Below are 10,591 nucleotides of genomic sequence, written 5' to 3' on the forward strand. Positions count from 1 at the left end.
GCAGCAGCGTGATGGCCGCCGCGGCCTTGCTGCCGGAACGCAGCACGTTGGTGGCGCCGGGGTTCTTGCTGCCGTAGCTGCGGGGGTCGCTCAAACCCATCACCCGGCTGACGATGACGGCAAACGACAGCGAGCCGATCAGGTAGGCCAGCAAAGTCGCGCCGGCAGAATACACGTAGTCCAAATTCATCTCCCTTGTTATGTGGTGGCCACCGGCATTTCAGCCGTGGCCCGCTGCGTTGTCGATGCTCAATGCACAGTTGACTGATTTTGCACCCAGCAAGGTGACACAAACCTGCGGGTCAATACCAATCAGGTAGCCGCGCCGCCCGCCGTTGATGGCGATTTTGGGCAGGGCCAGGATGCTTTCCTCGATATACACAGGCATCGCCTTGCGCGTGCCGAAAGGCGATGTGCCACCGACCAGGTAGCCGCTGTGGCGGTTGGCGACTTCAGGCTTGCACGGTTCGACCGACTTGGCGCCGATCTGCCGCGCCAGGTTTTTGGTGGAAACCTTGCGGTTGCCATGCATCAGCACCAGCAAGGGTTTGGCGTCCTGGTCCTGCATGACCAGTGTCTTGACGACAGTAAAGGGATCAAAGCCCAGCACCTCGGCGCTATGCTGAGCGCCGCCGTGCTCAAGATATTCGTAAGGGTGCTCAGTGAAGCCGACCTTGTTGGCCTTGAGCAGAGCGGTAGCCGGCGTCTCACTGACGTGGCCCTTCTTGCTCACTGCGGTACCTCTGTTCGCAGGCCAGCGCGGAACCGGCTTTGCCGGGCCGCAGATGGCGCCCCCTGGGGGGAGGCGCCGAAGGCGCTTCGGGGGAGAGTCATTTCTAGAGCGCGGGGTCCCGCAGCTCCCATCGGATTTTGTCAATTTCGGCAAGCACTTCAGCGGACAACTTGGTGCCCCAGGCATCCAAATCTTCATCCAACTGCGCAACCGAGGTCACGCCGATGATGGTGCTGGCCACATGCCACTTGGTGTAGCAGAACGCCAGCGCCAGCTGGGTCGGGGTCAGCTTGTTGTCACGCGCCAGCGCGTTGTAGCGCCGGGCGGCGGCCAGTGCCTCGGGGCGGCCCCAACGCTGTTTGCGCACCGACTCGAATTTGGCAATGCGCGCATCCTTGGGTGCGGCCGGGCCTTCAGTGCCGGACTGGTCGTATTTGCCTGTGAGCAACCCGAAGCCCAGGGGCGAATAGGCCAGCAGCGAGACACCCAGGCGGTGCATGGTTTCGTCCAGGCCGTTTTCCACCGTACGGTTGACGAGGCAATAAGGGTTCTGCACGGTGGCCACACGCGGCAGGCCATGCTGCTCGGCCAGGCGCACAAACTCGTGCACGCCATACGGGGTTTCGTTGGAAAGCCCGATAAAACGCACCTTCCCGGCTTTCACCAAAGCACCGAGTGCCTCGAGCTGCTCATGGATCGGCGTGGCCGAGCGCTCTTGCGCAGGGTTGTAATACAGCGCGCCAAACGCCGGCACGTGGCGTTCGGGCCAGTGAATCTGGTAGAGGTCGATCACGTCGGTCTTCAGCCGCTTCAGGCTGGCATCGCACGAAGCCAGAATGTCTTGGGCCGTCATGCCGCTACCTTCACGCACCCAGGGCATGCCGCGCGAAGGTCCGGCTACCTTGGTAGCAAGCACCAGCTTGTTGCGTGCCGAAGGATTTTTGGCGAACCAGTTGCCGATGATGGTTTCGGTCGAACCACAGGTCTCGGCGCGCGCCGGCACTGAATACATTTCGGCGGTGTCGAGAAAGTTGACGCCGCGCTCCAGCGAGCGGTCCAGGATGGCATGGGACGTGGGCTCATCCACCTGCTCACCGAATGTCATGGTGCCCAGGCAAATGGGGGTCACGTGAAGGTCGCTGGAGCCGAGTTGAACTTTATTCATGGAGGAGCCACATGTGAGATGGAAGAGGCCGTACGACAGCAAAAACGCTGTGACGGAATTCACGAAATTGACAAAACGGCTAGTTTAAGGTCTCCGCAAACGGCGTGCAGGCGCGCCTATATCGCGCCCTTGTCTTACAACTGCTCACTTTTTGCATGCCTAGTATTCACACACCCGCGCTTTAATGCGCTGCTGATTGAAGTGAGACCGACAACCGCTCTCCTTCACTCCCATACCTAGATTACCTACATTAACTTTCCGAGGAGCATTTCATGAACAAACTGACCATCACATCCATTACCTGTGCGGCGCTGGCCGCGCTGGCCATCTCCGGCTGCGCCAACATGAGCGAAACACAGCAGGGCACCGCCAAGGGCGCCGGTATTGGCGCCGTAGCAGGCGCGGTGCTGGGCGCAGCGACCGGCGGATCCAAAGGCGCAGCCACCGGTGCTGTTCTGGGCGGTGCTGTGGGTGCCGGCGGTGGTTATATCTGGTCCAAGAAAATGCAGGACCAGAAAGCTGCGATGGAAAGGGCGACTGTTGGTACCGGCGTAGCCGTCAGCCAGACCACCGACAACCGCCTGAAGCTCGACATCCCCAGCGACGTTTCTTTTGACGTGGGCCGTTCCGCCATCAAGCCGAACTTCGCACCTATCCTGAACCAGTTCGCCACCAGCCTGAACCAGAACCCGGTGACGACAGTGACCATCATCGGCCACACCGACAACACCGGCTCTGACGCCATCAACAACCCGCTGTCCATTGACCGTGCCGATTCGGCCCGCGACTATCTGGTCAGCCGCGGCGTGGCACGCACCCGCATCGTGACGGACGGCCGCGGTTCGCGTGAGCCGGTGGCCGACAACAACACGCAGCAAGGCCGCGACAAGAACCGCCGCGTTGAAATCTACGTGGCCGAACAAGTCGCAGCTAGGTAAATTGCACACCCCTATTGGCGCTCACTGCGTGTAACGCCTTTTCCCCTTGCAGGGGACAGGCGCCTTGGGACTGGCAAAGCCAGATCCCGGCCCCTGCTGGCAGCGCAACAAAAAGCACCCTCGGGTGCTTTTTTCATGGGTGCTTCTTTGTGTCAGCCTGCTGAGTTTTTGAAGCGCTCTTCCTCTTGCAACCGCAGCACGCGCCTTTGCACCTTACCCGTCGTGGTCATGGGCAACGCGTCTATGAACTCGATCTCCTTGGGGTACTCRTACGGCGCAAGCATGGTCTTGACGTGGGCTTGCAGCTGCAGCGTCAGTTCATCATCAAATCGGGCTGTACCGCCCTGGTGGCTTGCGCGAGCAGCTATCAAATCAGGAGCGAGCACCACATAGGCTTTCACGACTGCACCGCGCTCGCGGTCGGGTTTGGGCACCACGGCGGCGTTGGCGACAGCTGCGTGCTTGACCAGGCAGTTCTCGATCTCACCGGGGCCGATGCGGTAGCCGGCGGCCTTGAAGACGTCGTCGGCACGGCCTTCGTACCAGAGGTAGCCATCGGCATCGCGCCTTGCCAGGTCGCCTGTGCGGCACCAGTCGCCGGTGAACTTGCCGCGGGTGGCCTCGTCTTTCTTCCAGTACCCGAGAAAGAAAATCGGATCGGGGTCGCCGTGGATGTCGTAGCGGTTGACCGACACATCGCCCGGCACGCCCACCGCGCATTCATTGCCTTCGTCATCAATCACCGCCACGCGGTGGCCCGGGTAGCCTTTGCCCATGCTGCCCGGCCGCGCAGGCCAACCTGCAAACGCCCCCACGCTTTTCACTTCGTGTAATGCGCTGCCCCCCGAGGGGGCTGAGCTTGCTTGGGGCGGCCCGGCGCTGCGCTCGCCATGAACCCTGTTCATGCTGCAGTTGCCCACCACGTAATTGATTTCAGTCTGGCCAAACATCTCGTTGACGATCACACCGAGCTGATCCTTGCAGTACGCAAACACCGCATCGCCCACGGCTTCGCCGGCACTCATCATGGCCTGCAGTTTCAGCTTGAAATGCTGCGCGGGCCTGGGGTAGGCCTTCATCATGGCCTTGAGCGCCGTCGGGAACAAAAAGGTGTGTGTGACGCCCTGTTCCGCCATCAGGCTGAAGGCCAGCTCGGGGCTGAAGCGGCCGTTGAAGGCAACGATGGGCCGGCCGAAGTAAAGGCTGGGCAGCAAGGCGTCCATTAGGCCGCCTGTCCACGCCCAGTCTGCCGGGGACCAGAAAACAGCGTCCGACTTTTTATTGGTTTTGCCGTCAAAGCCAAACCAGTTCTGGCTGCAGATGAAGCCAGGCAGGTTGCCAATCAAGGCGCGATGCGGCAGCAGCGCACCCTTGGGCGGGCCGGTGGTCCCGCTGGTGTAGATCAGGATCGCGCCTTCGTCGGCCTTGGTCTTGACGGCGGTGAAGGCGCTCCTATGTGTCGCTAACGCGGTTTCGTAGTCCACGTCACCCTTGCCCTGCGCCGTACCTGCTGCCACCACCGTGCGCAATGCCGGGCAGTTGCCACGGATGGCATTCAGGCTGTCTATCGAGCTCTCGTCGCAAATAGCCAGCACGGCATCGCTGTCCTGCAACCGGTATTCGAGCGCGTCAGGGCCGAACAGCATGGACAGCGGCATGGCGACCGCCCCCATCTGGAAGACCGCCATGTAAGCCACAGCGGTTTCAAAACGTTGCGGCATCACGATGGCAACGCGGTCGCCGCGCTGAACGCCCAGGCCGGCCAGCACGTGGCTCAGCGCATCGGCAGCGCCCTGCAGTTCCGAATAGGTATAAGAAACGGCTGCAGCGCCCGGCTGGTGAGCGCGAACAGCTATTCTTTTAGTAGCACCCGCCGTTGCACCTTCACCCCTGGCCCAGCGGCTGCAACACACTTCGGCGATGTTGAAGTGCTCGTCAACCTGCCAGCGGAAGCCGGCGTGCAGCGCTGCGTACAGGTCAACCGGTCCACTTTCCGGGGAATTCCTGCCGCCACCGGTCTTGTCGCTGCCTTGACTGCGTTTCGATTCGTGTCTCTTTATCATGGGAACCAATGTACAAAGAAAAACGATCATCACGCAGCGAGTTTGTCCCTATACGTGGCTTGAGTTACCACGTGTGGCTCTGGGAAAGCGCAGCAGGCACGAACCCCTCATTGCCGCCGCTGGTTCTGGTGCATGGCTGGATGGACGTGGCGGCCTCTTACCAGTTCATGGTGGACGCACTGTCGGAGGCCTTCGTCAGCGGCCGGACCATCATCGCGCCCGACTGGCGCGGTTTCGGGTTGACCGGCTCCGGCCCCGCAGGCAGCCCTGCTGACAATTATTGGTTTCCCGATTACCTGGCGGACCTGGACTTTCTGCTCGACCACTACGCGGGTGACAAACCCGTTGATCTGGTAGGCCACAGCATGGGCGGCAATGTCGCCATGCTGTACGCGGGCGTACGGCCGGCGCGCATCCGCAGGCTGGTCAATCTGGAAGGCTTTGGCCTGCCGTCCACCCAGGCCGGGCAAGCCCCCGGCCGCTATGCCCAATGGATGAACGAACTCAAAAGCCTGCATAGGGGTGAGCTGGAACTCAAAGCCTATGCCGACGTGGCCGGTGTGGCGCGCCGCCTGATGAGAACCAACCCGCGCCTGTCCGCCGACAAGGCCGGCTGGCTGGCCAGCCATTGGTCCCGGCCAAATGCCGCAGGGAAATGGGAGATTCTGGGAGAAGCCGCCCACAAGATCACCAGCGCGCAGCTCTACCGCGTCGATGAAGCCCTCGAGGTCTACCGCTGCATCAGTGCTCCGGTGCTGGCCGTCGAAGCGTCCGACGATTCACTGGCTCTGTGGTGGAAGGAAAAATACACCCTGACCGAGTACCACGAACGGCTCAAACAGGTGCGCGAAGCCCGTGTCGCCGTGATCCAGGATGCCGGCCACATGCTGCACCACGACCAACCGGAACAGCTGGCAACACTGATTGAGGGCTTTCTGAGCTGAAACGCGCCGCATCGTGAGAAAATGGGCGGTTCAGCCGCCAATGCGGCAATCACACATCTCAGGACAGAAAAATCATGGAAGCAGAACGCATCAACCTCATCGGCAACCAGCTCATCGACCTCAGCAACCGGGTCAACGAACTTCGGGGGTATCTTTGACTACCCTGCCAAAGAACGAAAACTGAACGAAGTCAACGCCGCACTGGAAGACCCGAAGGTCTGGGACAACCCCAAGCGCGCGCAAGAGCTCGGCAGGGAAAAGAAATCGCTGGAAGACGTGGTCCATGTGATCGACCGCCTGAGCTCCGAGCTGGCCGACAACACCGAACTCTTCGAGATGTCCAAGGCCGAAGGCGATGACGCCGGCATGCAGACGATTGAAGCAGAAGCCGCCAAGGTGGCTACGGAAGTCGAAAAGATGGAATTTCGCCGGATGTTCAACARCCCGGCCGACCCCCTGCCCTGCTTCCTGGACATCCAGGCCGGCGCGGGTGGCACTGAAGCCTGCGACTGGGCCAGCATGCTGCTGCGCCAGTACCTCAAGTACGCCGAGCGCAAGGGTTTCAAGACCACCGTCGAAGACGAATCCCCGGGCGACACGGCAGGTATCAAGGGTGCGACCATCAAGATCGAGGGCGAGTACGCTTTCGGCCTGCTGCGCACGGAAACCGGCGTGCACCGCCTGGTGCGCAAGTCGCCGTTTGACTCCTCCGGCGGGCGCCACACCTCGTTCGCTTCGGTGTTTGTCTACCCCGAGATCGATGACTCGATTGAAATCGAGATCAACCCGTCGGACGTACGCACCGACACCTTCCGCGCCAGCGGCGCCGGCGGCCAGCACATCAACAAGACCGACTCGGCCGTGCGCCTGACGCACATCCCGACCGGCATTGTGGTGCAGTGCCAGGACGGCCGAAGCCAGCACAGCAACCGCGACGTCGCCTGGAAACGCCTGCGCTCGCGCCTGTATGACTTCGAATTGCGCAAGCAGCAGGAAGCCCAGCAAAAACTCGAAGACACAAAAACCGACGTGGGCTGGGGCCACCAGATCCGCAGCTATGTGCTGGACAACAGCCGCATCAAGGACCTGCGCACCAATGTGGAAGTCTCGGCCACGCAGAAAGTGCTGGACGGCGACCTGGACGTGTTTATTGAAGCCTCACTCAAACAAGGTGTGTGAGGGCGTGTGAGCGTGTGACTTTCGACGCGCTCCGGAAGTTGTGAAATTTTGATTTTCAGGAATTAACCATGCTGCATATGCTTGACGGAGCGAGCCCCGGCGCCGCGGTGGTCATCAACCGCGCCGACTACGTCGCGCCCGCCTACTGGATCGACACGGTCGATCTGTGCTTTGACCTGGACCCGCAGAAAACGCGCGTGCTCAACAAAATGAGCCTGCGCCGCAACCCGGACGTACCGGCACAAGCCCTGAAGCTGGACGGCGAAGAGCTCAATCTCTCCCGTGTTCTGGTCAACGGCCAGGGCACCTCATTCAAGATGGAAGGCAACCAGCTGGTGCTGGAAAACCTGCCAGAGGGCACCGAGCCCTTCGAGCTGGAAATCTTCACCACCACCTGCCCCGCCAAAAACACCAAGCTGATGGGCCTGTACGTCAGCAACAACTCCTTCTTCACGCAGTGTGAGGCTGAGGGTTTCAGGCGTATCACCTACTTCCTGGACCGCCCCGACGTGATGGCCAGCTACACCGTGACCCTGCGCGCCGACAAGGCGCAGTACCCGGTGCTGCTGTCCAACGGCAACCTGGTCAGCCAGGGCCCGCTGGAGCCCGGCCCCAACGGCGCGCGGCATTTCGCCAAGTGGGTAGACCCGCACAAAAAACCGAGCTACCTCTTTGCCCTGGTAGCCGGCCAGCTGGTGGCCCGCGAGCAGCGCATCACCTCCCGCGCAGGCAAGGAACACGTGCTACAGGTCTATGTGCGCCCCGGTGACCTGGACAAAACCGAGCACGCCATGACTTCGCTGATGCATTCGGTCGCCTGGGACGAGGCCCGCTTCGGCCTGCCGCTGGACCTGGAACGCTTCATGATCGTCGCCACCAGCGACTTCAACATGGGTGCGATGGAAAACAAGGGCCTGAACATCTTCAACACCAAGTACGTGCTGGCCAACCAGGCCACCGCCACCGATGTTGATTTCTCCAACATCGAAAGCGTGGTCGGCCACGAGTACTTCCACAACTGGACCGGCAACCGCGTGACCTGCCGCGACTGGTTCCAGCTCAGCCTGAAGGAAGGCTTGACGGTCTTCCGCGACCAGGAGTTTTCACAAGACCTGTGCGGCGAAGCCTCGGCCCGCGCCGTCAAGCGCATTGAGGACGTGCGTGTGCTGCGCACCGCCCAGTTCCCCGAAGACGCCGGCCCCATGGCCCACCCGGTGCGGCCCGACAGCTACGTCGAGATCAGCAACTTCTACACCGTCACGATTTATGAAAAGGGCGCCGAAGTCGTGCGCATGATGCAGACGCTGGTGGGCCGCGATGGCTTTGCCCGCGGCATGACGCTTTACTTTGAACGGCACGACGGCCACGCCGTAACCTGCGACGACTTTGCGCAGGCGATTGCCGACGCCAACCCGATGTCGGACCTGGCGCGCCTGCTGCCGCAGTTCAAGCGCTGGTACAGCCAGGCCGGCACGCCGCGTGTGCACGCGCAGGGTGCTTATGACGCGGCGGCGCGCACCTACACCCTGACCTTGTCGCAAAGCTGCATGCCCACGGCAGGGCAAGCCGTGAAGGAGCCGTTTGTCATACCGGTCGGCCTGGGCCTGCTGGGCGCAGATGGCCAGGACTTGCCGCTGCAGCTGGCCGGTGAGAGCCAGGCACCTGCCCGCACCCGTACCGTAGTGCTGACGCAGGCCAGCGAAACGCTGACCTTCGTCAACATCGATGCCGAGCCGGTGCCCTCCATCCTGCGCGGCTTCACCGCCCCGGTGGTGCTGGAGTTTGACTACACCGACGCCCAGCTGCTGCACCTGCTGGCGCATGACAGCGACCCTTTCAACCGCTGGGAGGCCGGGCAACGCCTGGCCGTCAACCGCGCTATCAAATCCATAGCTGGTGGCGCAGGCCCCGTAACGGCTGCAGTGCTCGATGATGCTTATCTTGATGCGATGCGCCAGGTGCTGCGCCACCCCGCGCTGGACTCGGCCTTCAAGGAACTGGTGCTGACGCTGCCGTCTGAGACCTACCTGGCCGAGCAGCTTGACGTGGTGGACCCGCAGCGCATTCATGCAGTGCGCGAAGCCATGCGCCTGCAGCTGGCCACGGCACTGGCAGCCGACTGGCAAGCCGTGTACGAGGCCAACCACGACACCGGCGCCTACACGCCWGACCCGGCCTCCTCGGGCCGCCGCGCGCTCGCGGGTATGGCGCTYACGCACCTGTGCCTGGCRGCGCAGGCTTCYGGCGATACCCTCTGGCCGGGCAAGACCCTGCAGCGCTTCAAGGACGCCGGCAACATGACCGACCGCTTCAACGCGCTGGCSGCCCTGGTCTCCAGCGGCCACGCACTGGCGGCCGAGGCGTTGCCGCTATTCCACGCCATGTTCAAGGACGAAGCCCTGGTCATCGACAAATGGTTTGGCCTGCAGGCCGGCGCGCCGGATCGCGGCGGCAACATCCTGCCGGCGGTCAAACAACTCATGAAGCATTCCGACTTCAGCCTGCGCAACCCCAATCGCGCGCGCAGCGTGGTCAGCACCTACTGCCAGGGCAACCCGGCCGCCTTCCACCGCGCGGACGCCGCGGGTTATGTGTTCTGGAGCGACCGCGTGATGGAGCTCGACGCCATCAATCCGCAAGTGGCCGCCCGCCTGGCGCGCGCGCTCGACCGCTGGAGCAAGCTGGCCGAGCCCTACCGCAGCGCGGCGCGTGAGGCGATCGCGCGCGTTGCAGCCAAGACTGATTTGAGCAAGGACACACACGAAGTCGTCTCTCGCGCACTGGCTGACTGAACGCGGACGGCACCCGCCATGGCATTGTTCACATTCAATAACCCCGCACAGCGGTTTGCGAAGAAGTTCAACCCGCTGCGCGACACGGTGTACGACGCCAGCGGCATGTTCAGCGGTTCACGCATGTCAGCCGACCTGGCCGCGCTGGAGCCCCTGGCCGAGGCCCTGGGCGCCGACTCCGCCGAGCTGGCTGACTTGCTGTGGTTGCAGTTCGTGGTGTTCCGCAAACGCCAGCTGGATGCCGAGGGCCTGCCCCTGGGCCTGCGCGCCCTGGCCATCCGCGCTGCCAAGGACAGCCTCACACCCACCGAGCGCTACGAACAGCATTACGCCATCGGCGAGTCGGCCCTGGAAGCCGAGGAGTACAACACCGCCGTCGAGCACCTTCAGCAGTCGGTCCACTGGGCCGCGCACGAAGGCGCCACCCTGAACACCGACCAGAAGCTGGGTATTCGCGAAGAGACAGGCTACGCCCTGCACGAGGCCGGCCGCTTCGCCGAGGCACTGGCGCACAACCRGCAACTGCTGGCWGATGCACAAAGCGCCTTCGGCTCCGGCACGGACAAGCGCCTCTGCGGCCTCATCAACAACCTGGCGCAAAATACCTACGAGCTSGGCGAGCATGCGCAGGCKCAGGCCTGGCTGCAACAGCGCCTGGCGCTGGGCCAGGCCCTGCAGGACACAGACATCGTGCTGGACACCTTGTTCCAGCTCGGTGTRCTCGCGCACGAAACGGACCAGCCCACCGAAGCGCGCGCCCTCTTCCAGCAACGTGTG

9 protein-coding genes are annotated in these 10,591 nt (G+C 62.6%); 5 read left to right on the forward strand and 4 right to left on the reverse strand.

Going from position 1 to position 10,591, the window contains the following annotated elements:
- The 3 genes from AC1D1P_RS06340 to AC1D1P_RS06350 form a co-directional block, all read right to left on the reverse strand.
- Nucleotides 1-190: glycerol-3-phosphate acyltransferase (locus AC1D1P_RS06340; RefSeq protein ID WP_477672429.1), on the reverse strand; the 190-nt coding region annotated here is incomplete at its 3' end.
- A gap of 30 nt (nt 191-220) precedes the next feature.
- Nucleotides 221-733 carry an aminoacyl-tRNA deacylase gene (locus tag AC1D1P_RS06345; RefSeq protein ID WP_477672430.1) on the reverse strand — a complete coding sequence of 171 codons (513 nt, stop codon included), beginning with the start codon at nt 731-733 and terminating at the stop codon, nt 221-223.
- Between the two features lie 103 nt (nt 734-836).
- Complete coding sequence (locus AC1D1P_RS06350; RefSeq protein ID WP_477668084.1) at nt 837-1,898, reverse strand: aldo/keto reductase; 1,062 nt, start codon at nt 1,896-1,898, stop codon at nt 837-839.
- A 272-nt stretch (nt 1,899-2,170) separates the two neighbouring features.
- Here AC1D1P_RS06350 and AC1D1P_RS06355 point away from each other — a divergent pair, with 272 nt between their 5' ends.
- A complete protein-coding gene (locus AC1D1P_RS06355) occupies nt 2,171-2,836 on the forward strand; it encodes a YiaD family glycine zipper/OmpA-like lipoprotein (RefSeq protein ID WP_477672431.1) in 666 nt (221 codons plus the stop codon).
- Nucleotides 2,837-2,988: 152 nt separating this feature from the next.
- Here the strand turns inward: AC1D1P_RS06355 and AC1D1P_RS06360 are convergent, their stop codons facing one another.
- Nucleotides 2,989-4,899: an acetate--CoA ligase gene (locus AC1D1P_RS06360; protein ID WP_477672432.1), complete on the reverse strand. Its 1,911-nt coding sequence runs from the start codon at nt 4,897-4,899 to the stop codon at nt 2,989-2,991.
- A gap of 8 nt (nt 4,900-4,907) precedes the next feature.
- On the opposite strand from AC1D1P_RS06360, the gene AC1D1P_RS06365 reads away from it, so the two are divergent.
- From AC1D1P_RS06365 to AC1D1P_RS06380, 4 genes are all read left to right on the forward strand, one after another.
- Complete coding sequence (locus AC1D1P_RS06365; RefSeq protein ID WP_477672433.1) at nt 4,908-5,843, forward strand: alpha/beta fold hydrolase; 936 nt, start codon at nt 4,908-4,910, stop codon at nt 5,841-5,843.
- 74 nt (nt 5,844-5,917) lie between these two features.
- Nucleotides 5,918-7,022, forward strand: a protein-coding gene (gene prfB / locus AC1D1P_RS06370) for a peptide chain release factor 2 (RefSeq protein ID WP_477672434.1) whose coding sequence is annotated in 2 segments (ribosomal slippage) — nt 5,918-5,998 and nt 6,000-7,022 — 1,104 coding nt in all. Because the reading frame shifts where the segments join, the coding sequence is not laid out codon by codon here.
- A 68-nt stretch (nt 7,023-7,090) separates the two neighbouring features.
- Entirely contained in the window at nt 7,091-9,814 is a 2,724-nt protein-coding gene (gene pepN, locus AC1D1P_RS06375) for an aminopeptidase N (protein WP_477672435.1), read from the forward strand.
- Nucleotides 9,815-9,832: 18 nt separating this feature from the next.
- Nucleotides 9,833-10,591: tetratricopeptide repeat protein (locus AC1D1P_RS06380; RefSeq protein WP_477672436.1), on the forward strand; the 759-nt coding region annotated here is incomplete at its 3' end.

The organism is Polaromonas sp. P1_E1_2, assembly GCF_056406035.1.

Excerpts from the sequence above, each read along its gene's own strand:
- AC1D1P_RS06350 (WP_477668084.1), bottom strand. The coding sequence starts at position 1,898 with ATGAATAAAGTTCAACTCGGCTCCAGCGACCTTCACGTGACCCCCATT.
- AC1D1P_RS06365 (WP_477672433.1), top strand. The coding sequence starts at position 4,908 with ATGTACAAAGAAAAACGATCATCACGCAGCGAGTTTGTCCCTATACGT.
- AC1D1P_RS06355 (WP_477672431.1), top strand. The coding sequence starts at position 2,171 with ATGAACAAACTGACCATCACATCCATTACCTGTGCGGCGCTGGCCGCG.